This window comes from Shewanella sp. TC10 (assembly GCF_009663145.1).
Taxonomy (GTDB): Bacteria; Pseudomonadota; Gammaproteobacteria; order Enterobacterales; family Shewanellaceae; genus Shewanella.
On sequence record NZ_VKHR01000034.1, the window covers coordinates 32,713 to 55,219 of the forward strand.

The following is a 22,507-nucleotide window of genomic DNA, read 5'->3' on the forward strand; positions in this document are numbered from 1 at the left end:
TTATGTTTCCAAGGAATATCAATGCCGTATGCAATGAATCCACAACAATTTGAGTCTGTGTTAGCTTTAAGTAGTGAAGAACGCAACGAACATTTCATAGGTAAAGTTGCTGACTGGGAACAATTATGGGCAGTAAAAAATAGTGATGGTTGGCTTGTTCCTGTAACTGAAGATAATTTAGAGTATTTCCCTGTTTGGCCTCATCCTGAATATGCCCAGAAAGTTGCAGATGAGCATTTCCCTGGTCATGAAGCTACTGAAATATCACTTGAAGAGTTTACTAATCATTGGTTACCTACCTTCAAAAAAGATAATGTTAAAGTTGGCGTTTTTCCGAATAAAGAATGGAGTCTTTGGGTTATGGAAGCAACTGATTTGCTTGAATGTCTCGAAGACGAATGCGAGCAATACGAGTAAGAAACTTAACAAGAGACTATGGTTACCCTTAAACTCTCTGAATCTTCTACATTGCTCCTTTCCAGAAATGCTTAGACAGCTAACTCACTTATCCCCCAATTCAGCTTCAACCTTTAATATCTAACAACTTCAATTCCAAATACTATTTATACAGATGCTTATAATCAGGCAGGTGATTTAACCAGAACGGTGGTGTGCCGATGTATTCTTGTACCGCTTTAATAAACTCACTGACTAACAAGGTTTGCTTTCGATGCGGGTACACCGCATAAATCCCCGTATCCATGGTGGATAAACCATAATCGGTTAGCAGTGGCACCAATTTAGTATCTGCAATAGGTTGATCTAAATTAAACAAATCCACCATGGCATAGCCAATACCCGATTGCACCGCACTCATCAGTGAACGTACATCACTGATATGATAATTACCGCGCATTTGGTAATTTTTGTATTGCTCACCATGGGGGACTTCAGTTAAACGCATTTGATCTAAACTGACATTGCCATTGCTGTAAACCACGGCCGGTAATTGCACTAGCTCCTCAGGAGTTGTCGGCATGCCATGTTCAGCGATAAAGGCTTCTGAAGCGACTATCGCAAAATGGGTTTTAGCGATTTTCTTGGCAATTAAATTAGACTCGGTCAGCTTACCTACCCTAAACGCCAGGTCGAAGTGATCAGTAATAATATCGGTGAGTTTGTCATCTAAATTAAGGGTGACTTTTACATCAGGGTAGCGCTTCATAAACGCGGTAACCACAGGCTGTAGATATTCCTGCCCGAAGTAAATCCCTGAAGTAATACGAATGATCCCTTTAGGTTCAGATTGATATGAGTCAGCAATATTTTGGATTTGAGTGAGGGTTTCCATTAAATTCTGGGTTTGCTCTAAAATCTCTTCTCCAGCTGAGGTCAGCGAAAATGATCGTGTTGAGCGATTCAGTAGTTGCACACCCAATTCAGCTTCCAGCTTTTTAACCTGTTTAGAGAGTAACGAGTTATCCATGTCATGCAACGCCGCCGCTTTTGTAAAGGAGCCTTGCTGAACCACATCCATAAAAAGGGCGAGTTGTTTTGTTAAAGACATGAAATACCGTTATAGAAGCCAGAATTATCACTAATAATGACCTATTTAAACCAAATTAGGGAATAACTTTTACAGATTTTAAGCCGAGCAAAGCCACTGAAAATGGCTAAATGGTAAAGTTGAGCCGCAAACTAAATGAGAATAATATTTATTTAGCTTAAAAAATTTGCTATTTTATGACCAAGTCAATGAAGTAGTAGGCAAACCAGTGAGTTCAAAAAGCGCGCTAAAAAAGCTTAAGAAGAAGTCAAAAAAATTGACCAGTAAGTCGTTAAAGCAACTCAATGCATTAACAGCTAATAGCAGTAAAGTGGCTCAGCTAAACCCACAGCTGAAGCAAGAATTAAGTCATTTATCAGGACAAGTGATTGGGGATGTGGTGTCTGAGTTAGTGCATCCACTTAACCCAGTACTATCTTGGTTTAATGAAGGTAGTCAACAGCGCCGTGTCATGCCTACCAATCGGACTAAAGCGCCTATTAATCCTGATATATCAGTGACGACAGCCCAGCCTGCTAGCGTAAATGCTGTACAGATTCAGCCAAGATCAATTGCACAAATCCCACTGAAAACACCACCTTGTAAACGCTGCCCTGCACTGGCGGGGGGAAATTGTAAATGTGCAATGAAGAAGTTCAATATCAGTTTATGATCTTGCTATAAACAGACCATTTTAAGCACTGCAAATAGCAGCAATGCTTATAGTAACAACTAATAGTAACAACGCTTAAAGTAACAACTAATAGTAACAACGCTTAAAGTAACAACTAAGATGAACCTAGTATTAAGCGCTTAAGATCACTCGGCTAATAGATGGGCCAACTAAGCGAGATAATGCGATACCCGCCATCCCTTTCACTAAGGTTTTTGTTCCTGCTATCACAGCATTCTCAACAAAAGATGACTTACCGCTTTCTTCTAACCAGCCATGACTTTCAAGAATCTCTAATAAATTCTCACAATCAAGTTCATTATTATCAAAAGTGATGGCAACTGAGCCTGCATGATGCTGATGCTTTACGTGTTTTACTGCATCAATTTGCTCAAGCTGTTCGATTAACTCGTCGACTTGTTGTTTGTTGTTACGAATATATTCAGATCTGACTCTTAATCTTTGCTTAGTTTTGTGAATATAAATGCTCATAACCGCCTCAATAAGTGATAATCATTATCATTACGATAATATTATCACTGACTGCAATTGTACGTAAAGCATTCAAAATAATTATTTTATAATTTGTGATTTACCTAGCTTTACAACCTATTTCGCATAGCCGAATCGGGCGATTGATACAATCTTTACATTAGATCCCCAAATATTGCCATACTGCAAGAGAAGCCAATAATTACTGCTAATTCAATTAGCTGTAGAGAGCACATTATTTAAAAAAGGGGTTTATATCAGTATTCAAGCTCGAAAAACGCTGACAACATCAACAAACTGTACCAAACGTGATCTTAGACAAAAAAGTGCGGAATCTAGCTTCGTATAATGCTCAAATGGACAAATATCTAAATAAAGTTATCAAAATGAGACGCTGGGTCATGATAGCTCATCATATCCCCGGCCGAATTCGACTCAAATATAAGCTTGGGATCGTGTCACAACTGATGCAGTTTAACCTGCAAAATGTCGATGATGTGATTGCCCAAGTTCCTGCATTTCTCAGTTATAAGATCAATAAGTCAACTGGCAGCATAGTCATTGAGTACGACGCTAGCCTTGTTACGCCTAACCTCGTCGATGACCTTTTTTCAGGCACAGATGAACAAGCAGAACAGGCTTATTTCGCCCTTGCTCAGTACTTAAATGCCGAAGGAATTAGAACATGAGCCATCAATACAGCTCGGAAGGATACGCGGCCCAATATTCGCCAAATAATGCTCAACAAAATGGCCAACAAGGTGCACCAGAAAATGCCCCTCAACAGGAACAGCAAAATACAGCTAATCCGCAAATGAATGGTCAGCCGCCGCAATGGGGGCAAATGCCGCCACCGATGGATCCTTATCAAGCACAAATGTACGGCTATGGTCACCCTCCGGGAGCTGGCCACCCACATATGCAACAGCCACAAATGGGGCATCCACATGCGCACATGAACCAATATCATGGTCATCCGCATATGCACCCTGGATTTAACCATCCACACAATCAACCACAGTATCACCCTCACCATGCCCAACATCATCCTATGTGGGGATACCCGCAAATGATGCATGGCGCATATTATCCTCACCCTAACATGCCACCTCAGCCTCAACCTGAAGCAAGCGCAGAGCAAGACGATCCATTTATGGAACAAGCGCAAGCGATGCTTGAACAAGCATTAGGTGAAGATGCTGGCATGTTTAAAGACATATTAGGAAGTTTAGGTATGAACGATAAAGAATTTTGGAAAGGCGCAATGGTCGGTGCTGCAGCAGCACTTTTACTCAGCAATGACAAAGTCCGTGGCAAGTTAATGGACGTAGTCTCTGGCGCTGGCGACATGCTAAAAACAGGTGGCGGTAAAGTGAAAGAAACAGCTAGCCAAACAGCCAGCAATGTAAAAGAAAATGTCACCAACAGCAGTGAGATTTTCAAAGAAACCTACAACGCAGGTAAAGAAGGCTTCCAAGCGTCTGTTGAGCGTCATTATCAAGCTCCGGCTGAAGACGTCGCTACAGAAACTGATGAATCAGTTCAAGCAGAAGAAACTGCACCTGTATTATCTTCTACCACTCAAGAAGACATGAAACCAGCATGAGTAATACTTACAACCAATTAAGCCCAGCCAGTCGTGCACTGCTTGTCGGCGCGATGGTTGGCGGTGGCGCCTCAGTAGCAACCCAGTGGAAGTCTTACAAACAAGGTGAGATAGAAGCTGAGATGATGGTGTCAAAAGCCACCAAATCTGCCTTACAGGCAGCTGCAATTAGTGGCATTACCACTTATGCAGCAGGTCAAATGGCGGGGCGCCCAGTGCTATCACTAATGACCATACTTGCCGCAGGCGCAGCAGGTTTATACCTTGTCGACCAATTTTCAGGAAAAAACAGTCATGAGTAATTACCCACCTTACGGCTATGGATATGGTTATGGCCCAGCTGGCCAGCCACAGGCTCAGCCGTACAATCAACAGCCACAGCAACAAGAAACTCAAGCGCCTTATAAAGCGCAAAATAGCAAAACTCACTTTGCGATGGGTTTAGCTGCTGGCGCTGCTGTAGCCTATTTACTGAGTAATAAAAAATTACAGCAAAGCGTGGCATCGACGGGCGAAAAAGCCTGGTCCACTGTGCGCGGTGAAGTTGAAGAGCTCAAAGAACGCTTAGAAGACACCCAAGCAGAACTAGATTACTACCGTAACCTACATAAAGGTGAATAATGCTCCCGTTGCGAATTAAGCATCATATTCCTGGTCGGATACGGTTCAAACTCAATCGTACAGCAAAGCTTGAAGACACTGGTGAGTGGATTAAAAATAGCTTAATGGTGATCCAAGGCATTAGTGCTGTACGAGTTAATGAAGCCGCCTACTCAATTGTGATTGACTACGATGACAACTTGCTAGAACAGCAAACCATCGAAGCAAGATTGGCGCAAATTGATCTCAGTGATGCTGAGCTTGAAGAGTCTGAACACCAATTTACCCGTGGTGACATTGCCATGAATGTCATTGGCACCCTGTCAGCAGCATTACTGCCAAGCAAGTGGGGAGCGTTATCGACTGCAACCCTTATTGCCCCGACGATTGCCGAAGGTATTTCAGAGCTAAAGCAAAAACGCGTTTCTGTTGAAGTGCTTGATGCTATTGCGGTTGGTTTATCAGCTTATCGTGGTGACTATCGCACCGCTATGATGACCCAAACCTTGATTAGTCTCGGTGAGTTCATGGAGCAAGAAACCTGTCGTAAAAGCGACAAGTTACTGGCTGATTTAATGATCCCGCAAGAGTCTATCGTTTGGCGCATAATGCCAGATGGCAGCAGATTACAAGTCAGCTCAACTGAACTGAATGTCGATGACATCATTGAATTAGTGCCTGGCGACCCTGTACCCATTGATGGTGTAGTCGTTGATGGCGCAGCGCTTATCAACCAATCAGCATTAACCGGTGAAAGCGTGCCCGTTAGACGAGAACTTGATGCTGTAGTTTATTCAGGTTCAAGTGTGCACGAAGGCACGATAAAAGTGCGGGTCGAAAAAGTCGGTAGCGAAGCAACCACAGCTAAAATCGCCCAGCTGATTTATGACTCATTGAGTGAAAAGAGTGAAATCCAACAAGTGACTCAAGACATGGCTAATCGCCGCGTTAAAATCACTTTAGGCATCGGTGCTGCGGTCTTTGCATTAACCCAAGACATTAACCGCGTCGCCTCGGTATTCTTAGTTGATTACTCCTGTGCGCTTAAACTCAGCACCCCAGTCACCTTTAAATCAATAATGTACCGCGCCGCTCAGCAAGGTATCTTACTAAAAGGTGGCAGCGCCATTGAAAAGCTTGCCGAAGTGGATGTGTGCGTATTTGATAAAACAGGCACCTTAACCCATGGCGATATGGAAGTAACCGATGTGGTACCTTTCAATTGTCAAGGCGATCATTGTGCCCGCGATTTATTGGCCATTGCCGCCTCAGTTGAAGAGCACAGTAACCACCCACTGTCCCAAGCTGTAGTGAATGCAGCTAAACATCATCAATTACCGCATATTGATCATGGTGAAGTCGAGTACGTCATTGCTCATGGGCTTAAAAGCACCGTCAATGACCATTGCCTTGTGATGGGCAGTCGTCATTTCCTTGAGTCCCATGAAGCCGTTGACTTTAGCGCTTATGAAGACGAAATTCGTCAATATGAATCCAAAGGACGTCACCTGATTTTCATCTCCCATCAGGGTGAGTTAATGGGCATGATTGGCCTTAGGGATCACTTACGTGACGATGTACATCAAACCCTTGCAGATCTCAAACAGCTAGGCATTAGCCAGCTAATGATGATTTCTGGCGATAGTGTTTATAAAGCCAATATGCTGGGTGACGATCTTAAACTCGATAAAGTATTTGCCGAGGCCACACCCGAAACCAAATCAAGCATTATCGAGTCATTGCAGCAGCAAGGGCACAAGGTTATGTTTGTTGGTGACGGCGTTAATGATGCACCCGCTTTAACTAAGGCAAATGTCGGCGTAGCAATGTGCAAAGGCACTGAGCTCGCAAGACAAGCTGCTGACGTGGTATTACTGCAGGATAGACTTTATGGCGTGGCTGAAACCTATCAGCTTGCTCAAATAGCGATGAAGATGATTAACAGTAATATCAAAGTCGCTGAGTATGTTAACAGCGGCATTATGTTAGCAGCGGCATTAGGTTGGCTAAACCCAACCATGAGCGCCCTACTTCATAATGGCACCACCTTAGGTATTCTCGCCCGTTCGGTCGCCATTAAAAATGGCCCAAAAGCGAGTTAGTACCTGACTCAATAGCGCTTAAGCTAGCTAATATACAATTGTATCGACATGAAAAAGCCCAGTTAAACAAAACGTTTAACTGGGCTTTTTATTATATTGTCTCTACCTAAGTTAACTTATCATCAAAGCTAAATTCAGATATAAAGCCAAACAGGTAACCAATATCAAGCACTCGTTCAACAAGAGAGTAAGGCGATTGGCCTTTCATCATTTGAAAGGCCAAAAATAACAAAAAAGTGGCGGATTACTGCAAAAAATTGAACCCAACTAAACACATTGCTCATCTATATTTATTGCAAGCGACTAAGGTAAATTACTGTAACATAAGCCATTAAGCGATATGAATTATATGCTTACAGCTAAAACTTACTTCATTTAAATAACTAAAGAGGGAATATATTAGCCCCCTACCTCCCACATAACGCCTCGATAATTTTGAACTATACTTTGATCATTAAAAGCTATTTCGGGCTGATCAATGAATAAAAAAACAATATTTGATCCTAAAACATTCTTACTTAATAAATCCAACGAGCTTATCTCACTCGATAAGTGGCAAAAGACAGTTAATTTACTTGCCAAAGTTTTCCATGCTCCAGCAAGCTTTTTAGTGCAATTCACACCAGATGATGGCTTTCAAGTCACTATTTCGAGCCAACAAAGTAGCAACCCTTATCCCGCGGGAGTCATCATTGAACCAGAAGCAAATATTTTTTGCCGTAAAGTCGTAGAAACCAGTCAATCTCTTTATGTTCCCAACGCTCCTACTGATCCTATTTGGGATAGCAATCCCGAGGTACACAATGACGGTTTTACCTCTTATTTAGGGGTTCCAATTTATTGGCCAGATGGTCACCCTTTCGGCACATTTTGTGTCATGGATTACAACAAGACTGACTATGATGAAACTTACTTTGAACTCATTGAGCAATTAAAGGATATTATTGAATCTGATCTCGCCTTAATTGACCTTTACGGACAAATGCAGCAATTAGCGATTACCGATCCTTTATCTGGCATTAACAATCGCCGTGGCTTTGAAACGCTTAGTCAACAGCGTATTGCATTAGCAAAGCGTAGCCAGGCTAGTTTGGGCTTATGCTATTTAGATATTGATAATTTTAAACAGATCAATGACCAATATGGCCACAAAACAGGAGATGAACTCATCAAGCATATTGGCACGGTACTAACCGCAACCGTGCGTCAAAGTGATGTAATAGGTCGGATCGGTGGTGATGAATTTGTGGCATTAGTCATGTTAGAGAAAGAGCAAGATTTAGCGATTATCAATCAACGACTGCAAGATGGATTTTTAACAGCAAGGCATACTCCAAACCTGCCAGACTACAGTGTTTCAATTGGCACCATTCATGTTGATTTGAAAACTGATTTTACGGAGTTACTCGATAGAGCTGATAAGGAAATGCTAAAAAGGAAAAAACGCTTCAGATAAAACTTATCACTCAAGCACTTAATCGATGCAACATCTATGGCACTAGTCCTGAATAAAGCATTTTTATACCAGTAATAAACAGCATGATATAACTAATTTTGTAGATCAGTTCTTGTGATATCACCTTAACTAACCACACTCCAAACCTGACCCCTAAAAAAGCGATAGGGATCAGCACTAAGGAGGTTAGCAAATTTTGAACATCAAACTGGCCCATCATGCTATAAGGGACTAATTTGATAAAGTTAACCACGGCAAAAAAGACCACGCTAGTACCTATAAGTTGCTCTTTTGGTAACTTCATAGGTAATAAATACATACTAACAGGCGGCCCACCAGCGTGAGCAATGGTACTTGAAAAACCTGAGAGCATGTTTAAAGCATAACCTTTAAGTGGATTGCTCGATTCAGTCTTTTTCAACAAAAAAGTTTGCACTAAAAAAGCCATTGCTAAGCCACCAATAATCAACTCAACAACATGCACAGGCATTTGCCCCATGAAATAAGCCGCAATCAAAATCCCCACAATAGCCCAAGGCAACATGGTTTTAAGTACAGCGTAATTGCAATTTTTTCGATGATAAAACAGCGCCATTAAATCCATCACACATAATAAGGGCAATAAAATTGCTGCTGCTTGAATTGGTGATACTGACATAGCCATTAATGGTACAGACAGCATACCTAAAATGCCGCCAACCCCACCTTTGGCCATACCATAAAAAAACACTGCTGGAATTGCTGCTAGATAAAAGCCTAAATCAGAAATCATCTTGCTCACTATATTCAATCAAACGGAGCTCAAATGACCTCCAATTTGGCATAAAAACTCATTCAAAATTTGCTTTCAAACGGGCAAACCTTATCTCAATCTAAACAACCCGTTAGGCAAGTTTAGTCATTTCATTGAGAACAAAACTGGCAACACATCCTTCTGTGGCAGTCATATACTCAGCAAGGTGAGTATTACCCATGTGAATTTGCCATAATTCACGAGACTCCCAGTTTTCATAAAACATAAAATGCGCTGGGTTTTCATTATCTTGATGTAAATCATAGTTAATACAACCTGTCTCCGCACGAGTGGTATCAATTAACTTTAAAAGCTCTGCTTTAACTAATTCAATTTTGTCTTCATTAGCAACGATATTAGCGACGATAGTTAGTGCTGTCATGGTGTTTTCCTTATGGATTAAAGCAGCTCGTTTACGCTGCGTCGTTAAGATGAAGCCATAATAACGAAAGCATTAACTGTTAAAAACAGCATATGGTTTGAATGATTATCAAATTAAAATTGACAATAACCCAGGTACCACCTTGTTTTTAACGACAAGTAAAAAGCAGCATATTTAAATCTTAGATCACCGAAATCACTTTTTAAAAATTGTCGGCTTGGTAGCGACTCAATCATCTGCTTAACTGCTACATTAACAACTTAACAAGGGATCACTGGAGTATCCTCAAAGCAATTCATGCTAAAGTCGTTAAAGCAAAACCAGTTAGCAGAACCTGCAAGCATAATGCGAGACACAATAAATAATGATTAAAAACCTATTTAATAACTTAGATTTGAACTTGTTACGTACTTTCTATGTGTTGTCGCAAGAACGTAATATGCGTAAAGCATCTAAACGGTTATTTATTTCTCAGCCTGCAATCAGCCAAGCACTCAATAAATTAAGACATCACTTTGATGACCCTCTATTTATTAAAATACCTACAGGCTTAAAATTAACGCCTTATGCAGAGACTTTAGCCGCAGAATTATCACCTGTGATTGAGCAGCTAGCCGATATCGTCAATCAACAAACTAAATTTGCCCCTGAAACAATGGACACTCACTGGGTTATTGCTATTTCTCCTGTCGCAATTAATGCGTTATCTGCGCCGCTATTTTCACTCTTTAAAGCTGCAGCACCACTAGCAAGTTTAAAAATAACGCCTTGGACCCAGCAAACCCAGAGTGACATTGCTGCCGGTAAAGTATTTATCGGGATCAATTACCCTGTGATAGAACGCAGTGCACTCGCCTCAGAGAAGCTGATTGAACTCCAATCATTTGCTTTTGTGCGTAAAAAGCATCCTATAACTACTCAATATGCTGCTCTTGAAGATTTTGCTGGAGTGGAGATTGCATCCATGATTAGTCCCGACTGGAATGATGAACACAGTTTGGCATTGGATTTAATGACCCAAAAAGGCTTACAAGCCAAAATAGGTATACGTTCAGAATTGTTAGATACCTTGGTCAAGATTACAGAGCAATCTGACATGGTGTTACCTCATACAAACCTGTTTCCTCTTCACAATTACCCACAGTTACGGCCAATAGAGTTATTAGTTAATGGCAGCGCATTCCATATTGATTTAAAGGCTTACTTTAATTTAGAAAATCAACAGCTAGCAGCCAAAGATTGGTTTATTCAATTAATTCAACAAACACTAAAAAAAGTGATTACATATTAAGTGTTTACGTTCAGCTAAACACGGTAATTTCTAATCAACATCGCAAACCGGCATTATCAGCCCACCTCACCGTGATAAGCATAGCTTATCACCTTCATCACAATAACTGCTTAGCCAATTCAACATTAACTCATTACCCTTGCCGCCATTAAATGTTACAGACTTAATATCTATAGGCTGCTATGAAAAAAATTATCTTTGTTTTACTCACCCTCTATAGTTTTCAAACCTTTGCAGCGTCTGTTCATGTTTCGCCTGAATTAAAAATTGGGCCTTATTATGACCATACCCAAGTAGTCTCAGGCGCTGGGTTGCAGTTAGGTATTGCAGGTGTACTCAATACACAATCAATTTATGTATCCTACGGCCATACTTCAGCCTCATTCATTCATATTGATAAAGACAGGCTTAAAACCTACCGTATTGGTATTCAGGATAACTTTTTCGGTTTACCAGATGCGATGGCATTGCAATTTGAACTAGGCTGGGTTGAATACGAAGGCGAGCGCAACATCTTTGGTAATGTCCAACATAAAGATGGCAGTGGAGCTAGTATTGCTAGCGCTATTGTCTATAACATAAATGATAATATTGCGGTCAGAGTCGGTTTAGAATTCAATATTATCGATAAAAGTAATACTTTCTTAGAATCCAATGTTTCAAACATACTCGCCACCGGCCTTATCTTTACGTTTTAGATAGCACCAATGAGTTAAGTTACAGATGATAAAAAGCCAGTTTAACTAACTAAACTGGCTTTGATGTCATGGATTGAATGACACTATCTAATCTCATTTTAAAGTGGCTTAAATCTTCAACAATCATGACTCATATCTGAGCAATTTTATCTCCAAACACCCCATTCACCTGTCGTGCCAGGCTGCTCACCTTGGGTCCACCATTTAGCTGTCCAAGTTCGGCCATCAAATGTTACTGTGTCACCTTCAACATATACTTTACCAGCATCCCAATCCCCTTCAACAGGTGGTACTTCAGGCGTTTCTTCTTCACCGATTACAGTGAATCCGTATACTGAACTGTCGCTACCTTCGTTGTTTGATACCGTTAATCTAAACGATAACTCGTGCTCAACTTGGCTATCAAGTTGCTGAGTATTAACCATTAACTCGTTATACAAACCTTGCTCAACATTCACAGCAGGACCACTTAATTGCGCCCATTGCACACTATCAAACTCACCTTGGGTATTATGTGGATGAAGCACGACTACAGTGCCGTGTGCTACCTCAGCAATTTCAATTTCTTGTAAAGCCTGTGGCGTGATAATGGCTTTTAATTGTGGATCAACGTCTTCAGCAACAATACTGAATACACCTGAAGCACGCTCATCTTTTGAATTAAAGTAATTAGCATGTAGGTTATCTCTAAAATACATGTAGTGATTCATTTCAGCATGCCAATCACCAATGAACACGTGCCCACTATGATTAGTTTCGTAATAGCCACTGATTTGCGATGCTAATAAGCGATCCCAATCGAGTTGATTATCAGCAGTGATTTTAATGCTAAATGAGTTATGTACTTCACCGTATTGATTCAGCACATCATATTTAACCGACTCACCGATTTGAGGCGTATTAATGCTGATATCACTCGGAATAAATTGCTCACCTTTATTTAGGTAAGGTAAGTCTGGATCAACCGGAGGCTGTTCATCACCAGTAATAGTAATGTCGCTACAGTTATAGAAACCTTCACCGACAGGGTCGATACGCTGCCATCTTGTATACAACACGGCATCGCCACTGCGATCTGCAGGAATAGTCACATTCATGCGATACTTCTTATCCGCACCTACAGTAATATTTCCGTACTCTTGAATAAGCTCTAAATCGCCCCACTTAAGTGGTTGTGATACATCCACTCCAGGTTTTGTCAGATAAATTTCCCAATAAGATGGATTATGTGGCGCTGTCGCATTGAAGACAAACTCAAAAGTCCCTGGCGCAATTTCAGTGCGCGTCCAATCAGAATGCGCAATACCTAAACCACTTTTTTGCGAGTCATTGGCATAACACAATGAACCGTCTGGAATTGCGGTTTTAACAATGTTTTGATCAAGGTAATCAGGCGCTTTAATGTTAATCGCCACCTCGTTACGTTGAATGAATGGATAAGTACCTGACTCTTTTAACGCCGCAGCACAAGCAGCATTCGGAGGATTACCAGTCCAAAGTCCTCCTTGCTCATAACAGATTGATTGTCTCGCCTCAGGAAACTCTACCCAGCCATGAGCTTGTGCTGTAGTAGGAACGATGAAATACATGGCACTAAGAATTGATGAAAGTTTAACTATTTGCTTTGACACAGCAAATCACTCCTTGATGTTTTTATAATGAAAAGAAACAAGGACTTAATGAGATAACGTAGGAGTCGATTCTCGGTTAAAGTCGAGGCGATTATCAGGATTAATAAACACCATTTCAACCAGCAATATTTTGACACCTGTTTCAAAATGTGACTTCTACTAATTTATTGAATTTAAATAAAATAAACTAAAGAATAATACTAAACCGCTAGTGATTTATGTCATTTTGAGCCAGTTCAGGGTAGATCAAATAATTTTCTCTATACCAATGAAATATTAAACAAAAATAAATTGACGTTTCAAATGCGATTTCGGGGGGATTGACGACAAATTGGGAAACGTCAAATGTCGGTATTGCGCTTTGCTTAGACTCATAACTTCAATTTAATTCAACGACTGCAAGGTGGATGTTTAACAACAAAGCATACCCCAAGCATAAGTTAACCCCAATCAAACACTAAAACTCATTAAAAATATTTAGCTTAAAAATCAGGCGGATAACAAATAAATAACACAAACCTGAACGAATGTTCAAAATAAAACTTGAACGATCGTTCAAGTGGTTTTATATTGTGACCATACCAAGCGGAAAACACCGCTAATTAATACAGTAATGATTGATGTAAACAGTCGATATTTATTGCCAGCTTAATTCACCTTTTAACTCGATATTTAATTGAATCGCCCTGGAGAGTCATATGAGCAAATTTACAATTCACAACCTAGAAACCGTCCCAGCAGCAAGTAAAGCAATGTTAGAGCAGTCAAATAAAGCTTACGGAATGGTGCCTAACTTACATGGCGTTTTGGCTGAATCTCCAAATACATTTGAAGCTTACCAAGTACTACATAAACTATTTTCTGAATCGTCATTTAATGCAGAAGAGTTAACGGTTGTATGGCAGACGATTAATGTTGAACACGGTTGTACTTATTGTGTTCCAGCGCATACTGCTATTGCTGGCATGATGAACGTTGATAGCGCATTATCAGACGCGCTAAGAAACCGTGCCGCTATGCCAACAGCTAAACTGCAAGCATTGCATGACACAACATTATTAATGGTTCGTAAGCGTGGCATGTTATCTGATGCTGAAATGGAAGCATTCTTTGCAGCGGGATACGGTCAACAGCAACTACTTGAAATCATCTTAGGTTTATCGCAAAAAGTGATCAGCAACTATGTTAATCACATTGCACATACACCGACTGATGCGCCTTTCCAACAGTTCGCTTGGGAAGACAACAAGTAATACCAATCAGCATAATAATATGATCACTTATTTATCCCGATTGGTATAAGACATACTTAACATTGTTGATATAGTTTCAAACAGAAAGAGCCAAAGCATTTTGGCTCTTCTTTTCTCGTTATTACTCATTAAAAGCAAGGTGTAACATGTCTAAAAAGATCAAACTCGACATCGTTTCTGACGTTGTTTGCCCGTGGTGCATTGTTGGTTATAAAGCGCTAGAGCAAGCCATTGCTGAGCTCGGTATTGAAGATAAAATCGAACTTGAATGGCAACCTTTCGAGCTGAATCCTGATATGCCTGCAGAAGGCGAAGAGCTGCGAGCTCATGTTGCCCGAAAATACGGTTCAAGCAGAGAAGACAGTGATCGCGCCAGAGCCAATATTACTGCTCGAGGGGCTGAATTGGATTTTGAGTTCAATTTTGGCGAACAGATGCATATCGTCAACACCTTCGATGCACACATTTTGTTGGACTACGCTAAACAATTCCATCAACAAACTGAGCTCAAACTGAGATTATTTTCTGCTTACTTTACTGAGCATAAAGATATTTCAGACCGAGCAGTGCTAGCTAATGAACTCACTAGCATAGGTTTAAATGCCGATGAGGCAATGAAGTTATTAGATAACCCTGAGGTGAAAAGTCGTATCAATATGGAGAAAAGCCAATGGACTTCAGCGGGTATTTCTTCAGTACCGACTGTGGTATTTAATCGCACCAGTGCGCTAAACGGGGCTCACCCTGTAGCGTCATATAAGCAGGTATTAACCGAGCTAGTTGCTGAGTTGTAAGCTTAAAATCAACTTCCATCTTCTGCAAATAAAGCCAGATTTGTAAACTGGCTATTAATGGTTAAACCTTATCAATTAGGCCATCAAGCATAGATAAAGACGTTGCAACGCTTGTTGGCTTTAATTCCCAAGGATCAAAAATTGCCTTAGGTGAACGTTGTATCCACGCCGCTTTCAATCCCGCAGATATCGCGCCTGTCACATCAAATGGATTACTAGAAATCAGCCAAGTATGACAGGCAAGAGATTGCGACTTAGTTAAAAAATAGCCGTATATCTCAGGGTTAGGTTTAAAGGTATTAATTTCATCAGCGCTCACTACACCTTCAAAAAAGACATCAATATCTGCGGTTTTCAGTAAGGTTTCCACCGCTCCTTTGGTGCCATTAGAAAACGCGAACAAACGATATCCTTTAGCTTTAAGAGTGGCTAAAGCAGGTTTAACATCATCAAAGGCTGGCAATGTTTTATAGCATTCCATTAAGTGATGTTTTTGTTCTGCTGATAAATCGATTTGATAGTACTGGCAGGTGTATTCCAAAGCTTGGCGGGTACATTCAGTAAAGGGAACATAATTTTGCATTAAACCGCGGCGAAACGAATACTCTAATTGTTTTTCGCGCCAGCGGTTTGAAAAGTCCATGGCCTTATCACCCACCATAGACTGTAATTGAGTTAACACGCCATGGGTGTTAATTAAAGTGCCGTATACATCAAATGCTAACGTTGGTTTGATAGATCCCTGTGGCATCCCTGCTCCTTAGCTTAACAGTCGACTCAACTATTTTTTAAGTCTCAACTATCTTTAAACCCGCCATAATTCCTTAAGCCTCACCATAACTCCTTAAGCCTCCAGCATAACTAGCTTGCTAACACTTATGACAGATCAAGCGCGTCTGGCCAAGGGTGGATTACTGAATATGGCTTCAATAAAGTCTTGAATGGTATTGTCATCACTATTGGCATGGGCATAGGTACGAATACCGATAATTTGCACTTGTAGAAAACGAGCCAACGCTTGGGGAGTTTGGCTTGAATCTAGCTCGCCATTGTCTTGTGCTTGGGCTAATAATTTAGCAAATGCAGTTTCGACCATGATAAGAGACTGTTTGGCTTCTGCAAGTAACTCGGCATGTTCTTCGGTTAATTCAGCCACGGTTTTCACTAACATACACATACCACTCGGGGCATTGTGTTCACGCGCCGACACAGCACCTTCTACAAACATCTTCAGAGCTGTAAGCGGCGAGCCGGAGTTGGCCACACAGGATTCTAATTGCGCAACACCAGATTGTGCATAATGCTGTAATGCTTCTTTGAATAAACCTTCTTTACTGCCAAAGCTTGCGTAAATGCTACCAGGTCGCATATCGATGACTTCTTGTAAGTTACGCATAGAGGTCGCGTGGAAGCCTTTTTCCCAATAAAGGTCAGCAGCTTTTTTAATGGTTTCTTCGCGATTAAATTTGGCAGGCTTACTCATAACTATCTCGATTTCTAAATCTATATTAAACAATAACGCAACTCATATTGAGCAGTCGTTCAATTATAGTTTGAGCATATATTCAAGTCTAGGATTAATTGCTCATAAAAAAGCCTTAATTGAAACGCCTTTAAAGGTCATCGTCATATAATGTTAACCCTTTTATGCGCTAGATCTATCCAGAACAGTTGTCGCCATTTGACAGCTTATATATTGAGACAAGCATGAGTCATAAAGGAAGTTACTTGGAATAATACCAGTGAAGAGAACGGCTAATACTCCACAAGAAAGTGGGAGCTAGCAGTACGAGAAATGAGTGGTATCAAAAATAGCACTTTAATTTATTTATTCATAATTTATCACATCTAAAGCTTCCCACAGCTTCCCACCCAAGTCGAAATTAAAAATATCAATAAAATACAAAAACTTACTATTTAAACCATTAAGATATTACAATATTGATATATATACATGTGCACATATGCCAAAAACTGTATATAATCAGCGGCAGCTACATAGCTAGCTGAACGCAAGCCACACTTAGAATGGTTTGCAGGGAATTGATTAAAGTTGAGAAATAAGTAATGAAAATCGTAAAGACCGTATTACTAACAGCTGCAATAACAGCACTTCCATTAACCGTATCGGCAAATCAAACCATAAACGGTGCAGGTTCTACATTTGCTCATCCTATTATTTCTAGCTGGGCAGAGAGCTACCATAAAGAATCTGGCCTTAAATTAAACTACCAAGCGATTGGCTCTGGTGGCGGTATTCGACAAATAGAAGGGAAGACCGTTGATTTTGGAGCTTCTGATGCCCCTCTCGATCCTGCTCGTCTAGAAGCACAGAACTTAGTTCAATTTCCTATCATTATTGGTGCGATCGTACCGGTAATTAATGTCCCTGGTATTGATAGCGGTGAGCTCAAGCTCACAGGTCAACTTCTTGGTGATATCTACCTTGGCAAGATTAAAACGTGGAACGATGCTCAAATCCAAGAGCTAAATCCAGGCGTTTCTTTACCGCCACTTCCTATCATCGTTGTACACCGTTCTGATGGCTCAGGTACGACATTCAATTTCACTCACTACCTAGGCTTAACTAACGACGCATGGACATCAGAAGTCGGTGTGAATACTGATGTTGCCTGGCCAAGACAAGCGACGACTATCGGTGGTAAGGGCAATGCTGGTGTGGCTAACTTTGTCACTCGTACTCGCGGTGCCATCGGGTATGTTGAATTTGCCTATGCCAAACAGAACGATATGACCCATACATTGCTTTCTAATCAAGAGGGCAACTTTGTTGAACCCAACCTAAATTCCTTTTCGAAGGCCGCAGCCAACGCCGATTGGGTCAACACTCCGACACTTGATATTCTATTAAACGATCAACCAGGTGCAGAGTCTTGGCCTATGACGGCAGCAACATTTGTATTGATGCATGAAGATCAACAAAGTGCAGAGAAAGCGAAAGCAATTTTAGATTTCTTTAAGTGGAGTTTTGCGCCGCAAGGCGCTGAGCATGCTATTGACTTAGACTACATTCCAATGCCTACAGAAGTGGTTGAAATCATAGAATCAGTTTGGACAGAACGTTTCCAAGCTAATGGCGAATCTCTTTACAATTAAGCCATATAGGGCTGCTTTAAACGGCAGCCCTTAGCTTGAGTAATCAATATGTATATCAAGACAATTTCAAAAATATTGAATGCTGATTTTGCATTTAATAAAGTGAGCGCTACCTGCGCGTTCCTAGTGCTTATTCTATTCGTTGGCCTATTAATTGAGTTGCTCACCGGGAGTCAGCTAGCATTTGAGTCGCTAGGCTTTTCTTTCCTAACGAGTACGGAATGGAACCCAGTCCTCGGTGAATTTGGCGCGGCACCTGCAATATTTGGCACCTTGGTCTCGTCATTTATTGCTATCTGCATTGCAATTCCAATTGCGATAGGTGCAGCTATTTTCCTCAACGAACTGACACCACGTTGGTTCAGTGTCCCAGTTGGTAAAGCGATTGAATTACTCGCAGCCATTCCAAGTATTATTTACGGAATGTGGGGACTATTCGTGTTCGCTCCTTGGTTCTCGGATGGGTTCCAGATGTGGGCGTTAATGAACCTCGGTGATATCCCTGTTATCGGCACCTTGTTTAGTGGCCCCCCAATTGGTATCGGGTTGTTAACTGCGGGCATTATTCTTTCGTTTATGATCTTACCTATCATGATTGCATTAATACGTGATGCTTTAGCTTCTATACCGAACGTGGTGCGTGAAGCTGGATATGGTGTAGGTGCAACCTCTTTTGAAGTCATTACTCGTATTTTATTGCCTAAAATCAAAAGCGCAGTATTTACAGCAAGCTTATTAGGCACGGGGCGTGCGCTAGGTGAAACTATGGCCGTCGCGTTTGTCATTGGTGGTTCAAATACCATTCAAGCATCGCTCTTCATGCCCGCGAGCTCAATATCGGCAACCATTGCCCAGCAATTTAACGAAGCCAGTGATCCAACGCATATATCGGCCCTAATTAGTTTAGGCCTTGTGTTATTAACGATCTCACTGGTCATTATTCTACTTTCTCGAGTACTCATGGGTAAAAAATAATGGAAAATTCAGCGGTTATCGAGACGACAATCGACTCACAAGAACGTTCAAATACACGGTTGGCAAGAAAAGGCTTTAGCCGTCGCCAGCTAAAAGAATATCTGTTTATTGGTTTTTGTGGCCTTGCTGCACTGTTCGGTATTGTCGTTCTTGTGAGTATATTGAATACGTTAATCTCTAACGGTATATCAGGCATTAACATGATGGTATTTACTGAAATCACCCCAGGACCTGGCAGCAGTGGTGGTTTAAAAAATGCGATTGTTGGTAGTTTAATCATGACCTCACTCGGCATCGCAATTGCGGCACCTGTCGGCGTTCTTGCAGGATCATGGTTAGCACAAGCTGAAAAGGGAAATAAACTTGCTGACACGATTCGTTTTTTCAATGTGATGTTAGTGAGTGCTCCTTCAATTTTGATTGGTTTGTTTATTTATGCGCTACTTGTTGTGCCAATGGGGAGTTATTCAGGCTTCGCAGGCGTCGTCGCACTCGCGGTACTCGCATTGCCTGTAATTGTGTCATCAACAGAAGAAATGTTGCGCTTGGTTCCGACCACACTGAAAGAGGCAGGCGCTGGTTTAGGGGCACCAAACTGGGTGGTGATGACCAAGCTGTGCTATCGAGCAGCAGGGCCAGGTATTATCACGGCCATTTTATTGTCGGTTGCACGAATTTCGGGAGAAACAGCGCCATTGTTGTTCACTTCTCTGAATAGCACCTTTATGACTACGGATTTGTCGAAACCTATGGCGAATCTCCCCGTGACAATTTATCAGTTTGCTAAGAGCCCTTATGAAAGCTGGATTGACCTTGCTTGGGCTGGCGCTCTATTAATTACTACTTTTATTCTGATCATCAATGTTATCGCAACAATGATGTCTAAAATGACCAAGGTAAAATAACCATGTTGACGTCTAATGAAACGCTAAACAAGACTCAAGATCTCTCGGCCGCTGACCTTAGAATGGATGTAAAGCATCTCGATTTCTTATATCAAAAAGGCGCTAAACCAGCATTGAACAAGGTGTCATTGCCTGTTCATAACAAGCGAGTGACAGCGCTAATTGGCCCTTCCGGTTGTGGTAAATCAACGCTATTGCGAACCATGAACCGTATTTTCAATCTATATCGCGGCCAGCAAGTGAAAGGTGAGATTTTACTTGATGGCGAGAGCATTCTTTCAAGCAGTGTTGATGTTAGTGCACTTCGTTCAAAAATAGGGATGGTATTTCAAAAACCGACGCCATTCCCAATGAGCATTTATGACAATATGGCTTTTGGTCTTAAACTTAATGGCGATCTTAATAAGGTTCAGCTTGAAGAGAGAATCGAAAAAGCCTTGCGTCGAGCTCATTTATGGGAGGAAGTGAAAGACAAGCTTAATTCAGATGCTTCAGGTTTATCGGGTGGACAACAGCAAAGACTGTGTATCGCACGGACTATCGCGCTAGAGCCGGAGGTTATCTTAATGGATGAACCCACATCGGCGCTTGACCCAATTTCTACTGCTGTTATTGAAGAGTTGATAACAGAGTTAAGAGAGAAATATACCATCGTTATTGTGACGCATAACATGCAGCAAGCACGAAGAATTTCTGACTATACCGGCTTTATGTACCTTGGCGAAATGATTGAGTTTGGTGAAACTTCACAAGTTTTCAATCAATCTAAACATGAGAAAACACAGCAGTATATTTCTGGTAACTTCGGTTAATTGATTAAGTGAAGAAAAAGCCCTCTTGGAAATGCTCTGAGAGGGCTTTTTGTTGTCAATACTGATAAATATAGGAGAATGATAAGATAATTGGATCAGTGAAATTGAAACCGTAATATTCATCTTGTACTATCGCGGGTTACTTTTGGGGGAATAGATGAAAAGAAAACGTATATTGTTTGTCTGCACAGGTAATTCTGCGCGATCACAAATGGCACAGGCTATTGTGAATAAAGACTATAGCGACCAGTTTGAAGCCTTTAGTGCTGGTAGTCACCCCAAAGCAATTGATCAGCGTACATTTAATACTTTAGAGTCACGTGGATATCCGACTCAAAATATTCAGCCTAAATCCATTGAGCTTTTCCAAGAGCAAGAGTTTGACTACCTGATCACCTTATGTACTGCCGCCAGAGGAGAGTGCACTTCAGTGCCTGGGATCTCTGAAACCCTATCATGGGATATTTCTCAGCCTAAATTAGTGGCAATGAACGACACATTTGAGCCAACTTTTGAAGAACTTAAAAAAAGAATTCACTTATTTAGCATTCTGCAGTCAGCACCTTTAGAAGATCAATTTGACGCGATGCAGTTTCATAAAAGTTTAGGTGAGAAAACTCGCTTAATGATTACTTCGCTATTACACATTGAAGAAGAGTTAAGCGTTGGAGAATTGTCAGAAGCTTTGCAGGAAGTTCAGCCCAAAGTTTCACGAGCTCTAGCACAATTAAAAGAGATGAAACTAGTGCAAGATCGTCGTCAAGGTGTTTGGATGTTCTACTCCATTGCCAATGATCTACCACAATGGGCTAGGAGTATTCTCGATCAAACGGTGATGGCTAAACATATTCAGCTTAAATCCGCGCTTTTATTATTAAACACAACATCGAGACCCCAAATCGACCATAGTAAAAAAGTGGAAAAATAGATTTTATATAGCATTCATTTTAAAGTAATAATCTCTATCGCTGATGGTGATACATCTTGCTATATGATTGATGTTCATAAATAAATCTTAAGCAGATATAACACTCGTTTGACAGCACAATGAGACCAATGGAAGGTAAGTTTATCAATGGATAATGATAGATTTTCAGAATTAGACTGGCTAAGAGTCATTTTAATTTTTAGCGTTTTTTTACATCATGTTTTTATGCCATTCAATGGTGATGGTTGGCATGTGATGAACAATGAATCGAGCAAATTACTTGACGATATCATGGTTTATTTTGAGCAATTACGCTTACCTTCTCTATTCTTTATAGCCGGTGCTGGCAGCTTGTTATTATTGAAAAAACTGCCCGCTAGCAAATTTTTACTAAGCAAATTCCACCGTTTATTTGTCCCTTTAATCATTGGCATGATACTCATTGTGCCGCCACAAATTTTTAATCATTAGCGGTTTAGGCAAGATAAGTTGTTTAGCTTTCGATCCCCAGCG

The 22,507-nt window shown here is 40.9% G+C and carries 25 protein-coding genes; 18 read left to right on the top strand and 7 right to left on the bottom strand.

Annotation, left to right across the window (positions count from 1 at the left end):
* The first annotated feature begins 21 nt into the window (after positions 1 to 21).
* The gene (locus tag FNZ24_RS12720; RefSeq protein ID WP_153914852.1) at positions 22 to 417 is read left to right on the top strand and encodes a DUF2750 domain-containing protein; all 396 of its coding nucleotides are present in this window, start codon (positions 22 to 24) and stop codon (positions 415 to 417) included.
* Positions 418 to 559: 142 nt separating this feature from the next.
* Here the strand turns inward: FNZ24_RS12720 and FNZ24_RS12725 are convergent, their stop codons facing one another.
* Positions 560 to 1,507 (bottom strand): LysR family transcriptional regulator, encoded by a 948-nt coding sequence (locus FNZ24_RS12725; protein WP_153914853.1) that lies wholly within the window; start codon positions 1,505 to 1,507, stop codon positions 560 to 562.
* Positions 1,508 to 1,715: 208 nt separating this feature from the next.
* Here FNZ24_RS12725 and FNZ24_RS12730 point away from each other — a divergent pair, with 208 nt between their 5' ends.
* A complete protein-coding gene (locus FNZ24_RS12730; protein WP_153914854.1) occupies positions 1,716 to 2,159 on the top strand; it encodes a hypothetical protein in 444 nt (147 codons plus the stop codon).
* Between the two features lie 132 nt (positions 2,160 to 2,291).
* Here FNZ24_RS12730 and FNZ24_RS12735 read toward each other — a convergent pair whose 3' ends face one another.
* Complete coding sequence (locus FNZ24_RS12735; RefSeq protein ID WP_153914855.1) at positions 2,292 to 2,651, bottom strand: HMA2 domain-containing protein; 360 nt, start codon at positions 2,649 to 2,651, stop codon at positions 2,292 to 2,294.
* Between the two features lie 401 nt (positions 2,652 to 3,052).
* Between FNZ24_RS12735 and FNZ24_RS12740 the strand changes: the two genes are divergently transcribed.
* The 6 genes from FNZ24_RS12740 to FNZ24_RS12765 all read left to right on the top strand — a co-directional run bounded on the left by FNZ24_RS12740 (position 3,053) and on the right by FNZ24_RS12765 (position 8,415).
* Complete coding sequence (locus FNZ24_RS12740; RefSeq protein ID WP_228768476.1) at positions 3,053 to 3,340, top strand: hypothetical protein; 288 nt, start codon at positions 3,053 to 3,055, stop codon at positions 3,338 to 3,340.
* On the top strand, positions 3,337 to 4,257 hold the full coding sequence (locus FNZ24_RS21705) for a hypothetical protein (RefSeq protein ID WP_228768477.1): 921 nt from the start codon (positions 3,337 to 3,339) through the stop codon (positions 4,255 to 4,257). Before FNZ24_RS12740 ends, FNZ24_RS21705 begins: the two co-directional genes overlap by 4 nt.
* Positions 4,254 to 4,559 carry a magnetosome protein MamC gene (locus FNZ24_RS12750; RefSeq protein ID WP_153914857.1) on the top strand — a complete coding sequence of 102 codons (306 nt, stop codon included), beginning with the start codon at positions 4,254 to 4,256 and terminating at the stop codon, positions 4,557 to 4,559. The genes FNZ24_RS21705 and FNZ24_RS12750 overlap by 4 nt, the downstream gene beginning before the upstream one ends.
* Positions 4,552 to 4,878 carry a YtxH domain-containing protein gene (locus FNZ24_RS12755; RefSeq protein ID WP_153914858.1) on the top strand — a complete coding sequence of 109 codons (327 nt, stop codon included), beginning with the start codon at positions 4,552 to 4,554 and terminating at the stop codon, positions 4,876 to 4,878. Before FNZ24_RS12750 ends, FNZ24_RS12755 begins: the two co-directional genes overlap by 8 nt.
* A complete protein-coding gene (locus tag FNZ24_RS12760) occupies positions 4,878 to 6,959 on the top strand; it encodes a heavy metal translocating P-type ATPase (RefSeq protein ID WP_153914860.1) in 2,082 nt (693 codons plus the stop codon). Before FNZ24_RS12755 ends, FNZ24_RS12760 begins: the two co-directional genes overlap by 1 nt.
* Positions 6,960 to 7,437: 478 nt before the next feature.
* Positions 7,438 to 8,415 carry a sensor domain-containing diguanylate cyclase gene (locus FNZ24_RS12765; RefSeq protein ID WP_153914862.1) on the top strand — a complete coding sequence of 326 codons (978 nt, stop codon included), beginning with the start codon at positions 7,438 to 7,440 and terminating at the stop codon, positions 8,413 to 8,415.
* Between the two features lie 34 nt (positions 8,416 to 8,449).
* Here FNZ24_RS12765 and FNZ24_RS12770 read toward each other — a convergent pair whose 3' ends face one another.
* Both FNZ24_RS12770 and FNZ24_RS12775 read right to left on the bottom strand, forming a co-directional pair.
* Positions 8,450 to 9,187 carry a sulfite exporter TauE/SafE family protein gene (locus FNZ24_RS12770; protein WP_153914887.1) on the bottom strand — a complete coding sequence of 246 codons (738 nt, stop codon included), beginning with the start codon at positions 9,185 to 9,187 and terminating at the stop codon, positions 8,450 to 8,452.
* 112 nt (positions 9,188 to 9,299) lie between these two features.
* Positions 9,300 to 9,590, bottom strand: a complete 291-nt coding sequence (locus tag FNZ24_RS12775) for a putative quinol monooxygenase (RefSeq protein ID WP_153914864.1) — start codon at positions 9,588 to 9,590, stop codon at positions 9,300 to 9,302.
* Between the two features lie 364 nt (positions 9,591 to 9,954).
* On the opposite strand from FNZ24_RS12775, the gene FNZ24_RS12780 reads away from it, so the two are divergent.
* On the top strand, positions 9,955 to 10,881 hold the full coding sequence (locus tag FNZ24_RS12780; protein ID WP_153914867.1) for a LysR family transcriptional regulator: 927 nt from the start codon (positions 9,955 to 9,957) through the stop codon (positions 10,879 to 10,881).
* A gap of 182 nt (positions 10,882 to 11,063) precedes the next feature.
* Entirely contained in the window at positions 11,064 to 11,579 is a 516-nt protein-coding gene (locus tag FNZ24_RS12785; protein WP_153914869.1) for a hypothetical protein, read from the top strand.
* A gap of 146 nt (positions 11,580 to 11,725) precedes the next feature.
* Here the strand turns inward: FNZ24_RS12785 and FNZ24_RS12790 are convergent, their stop codons facing one another.
* On the bottom strand, positions 11,726 to 13,210 hold the full coding sequence (locus tag FNZ24_RS12790; RefSeq protein ID WP_228768478.1) for a lytic polysaccharide monooxygenase: 1,485 nt from the start codon (positions 13,208 to 13,210) through the stop codon (positions 11,726 to 11,728).
* A 698-nt stretch (positions 13,211 to 13,908) separates the two neighbouring features.
* Here FNZ24_RS12790 and FNZ24_RS12795 point away from each other — a divergent pair.
* Complete coding sequence (locus FNZ24_RS12795) at positions 13,909 to 14,463, top strand: carboxymuconolactone decarboxylase family protein (protein WP_153914871.1); 555 nt, start codon at positions 13,909 to 13,911, stop codon at positions 14,461 to 14,463.
* A 146-nt stretch (positions 14,464 to 14,609) separates the two neighbouring features.
* Entirely contained in the window at positions 14,610 to 15,257 is a 648-nt protein-coding gene (locus FNZ24_RS12800) for a DsbA family oxidoreductase (RefSeq protein ID WP_153914873.1), read from the top strand.
* A gap of 61 nt (positions 15,258 to 15,318) precedes the next feature.
* Here FNZ24_RS12800 and FNZ24_RS12805 read toward each other — a convergent pair whose 3' ends face one another.
* Positions 15,319 to 15,993 (bottom strand): haloacid dehalogenase type II, encoded by a 675-nt coding sequence (locus tag FNZ24_RS12805; protein WP_153914890.1) that lies wholly within the window; start codon positions 15,991 to 15,993, stop codon positions 15,319 to 15,321.
* Between the two features lie 150 nt (positions 15,994 to 16,143).
* Positions 16,144 to 16,740: a TetR/AcrR family transcriptional regulator gene (locus FNZ24_RS12810; RefSeq protein ID WP_153914875.1), complete on the bottom strand. Its 597-nt coding sequence runs from the start codon at positions 16,738 to 16,740 to the stop codon at positions 16,144 to 16,146.
* Positions 16,741 to 17,324: 584 nt separating this feature from the next.
* On the opposite strand from FNZ24_RS12810, the gene pstS reads away from it, so the two are divergent.
* The 6 genes from pstS (at position 17,325) to FNZ24_RS12840 (ending at position 22,465) form a co-directional block, all read left to right on the top strand.
* Complete coding sequence (gene pstS / locus FNZ24_RS12815; protein WP_153914877.1) at positions 17,325 to 18,374, top strand: phosphate ABC transporter substrate-binding protein PstS; 1,050 nt, start codon at positions 17,325 to 17,327, stop codon at positions 18,372 to 18,374.
* Between the two features lie 48 nt (positions 18,375 to 18,422).
* Positions 18,423 to 19,349 (top strand): phosphate ABC transporter permease subunit PstC, encoded by a 927-nt coding sequence (gene pstC, locus FNZ24_RS12820; protein ID WP_153914879.1) that lies wholly within the window; start codon positions 18,423 to 18,425, stop codon positions 19,347 to 19,349.
* Positions 19,349 to 20,254 (top strand): phosphate ABC transporter permease PstA, encoded by a 906-nt coding sequence (gene pstA, locus FNZ24_RS12825; RefSeq protein WP_153914881.1) that lies wholly within the window; start codon positions 19,349 to 19,351, stop codon positions 20,252 to 20,254. The genes pstC and pstA overlap by 1 nt, the downstream gene beginning before the upstream one ends.
* Before the next feature lie 2 nt (positions 20,255 to 20,256).
* Complete coding sequence (gene pstB / locus FNZ24_RS12830) at positions 20,257 to 21,066, top strand: phosphate ABC transporter ATP-binding protein PstB (RefSeq protein WP_153914883.1); 810 nt, start codon at positions 20,257 to 20,259, stop codon at positions 21,064 to 21,066.
* 157 nt (positions 21,067 to 21,223) lie between these two features.
* A complete protein-coding gene (locus tag FNZ24_RS12835; RefSeq protein ID WP_153914885.1) occupies positions 21,224 to 21,994 on the top strand; it encodes a metalloregulator ArsR/SmtB family transcription factor in 771 nt (256 codons plus the stop codon).
* Between the two features lie 147 nt (positions 21,995 to 22,141).
* Complete coding sequence (locus FNZ24_RS12840) at positions 22,142 to 22,465, top strand: acyltransferase family protein (protein ID WP_228768479.1); 324 nt, start codon at positions 22,142 to 22,144, stop codon at positions 22,463 to 22,465.
* The last annotated feature ends 42 nt before the right edge of the window (positions 22,466 to 22,507 follow it).